At 54.6% G+C, this 559-nt stretch carries 1 protein-coding gene; it reads right to left on the reverse strand.

Annotation, left to right across the window (positions count from 1 at the left end; translation table 11 throughout):
- A partial coding sequence (locus B3187_RS04015) for a S1 RNA-binding domain-containing protein (protein ID WP_286804679.1) occupies nucleotides 1-248 on the reverse strand: 248 nt, incomplete at its 3' end.
- Nucleotides 249-559: the final 311 nt, after the last annotated feature.

Raw genomic sequence — 559 nt, forward strand, 5'->3', positions numbered from 1 at the left:
CGGGTTTCACCGAAACCGTCTTCTACGGTTTCCAGTGCGACCTGTACTTCGTCGCCGATTTGCAGTTCCAGCTCGCCGTCTTCGTTCAGGAATTGGCTGGCCGGGATTACGCCTTCAGACTTGAGGCCGGCGTGTACCGTTACCCAGTCTTTGTCGACGTCGATGACAACACCGGTCACGATGGTACCCGGCTGCATATCGACGGATTTCAGGCTCTCTTCAAACAGTTCAGCAAAACTTTCGCTCATGGACATTCATGCTACCTTTTAGTACCCGATCGATCCGCTTGTCTGTGGTGCGGTGTCACGGGTTTACCGTACTGCCAGTGGTACGGGTCAGTTTATGAAAGAGACAGGATCCGGCTTTCAAAGCTGGCGCCAGCCGGGCTGCCCATGCCAGGGTCTGTACACATTGGTCTGGATACACGCTCTAGCAAGCGCGGCAGGCTAGCAGATTGAAAGGCAATTGGCAAGGATAGGGACTCATTCGAGCCTTTTTACCTTAATACTCGAATTCGATGGAGGGGCGAGTCCGGGCCAAGAAGGGGAACACCCTCCCA

This window comes from Marinimicrobium sp. UBA4209 (assembly GCF_002381585.1).
Lineage (GTDB): Bacteria > Pseudomonadota > Gammaproteobacteria > Pseudomonadales > Cellvibrionaceae > Marinimicrobium > Marinimicrobium koreense.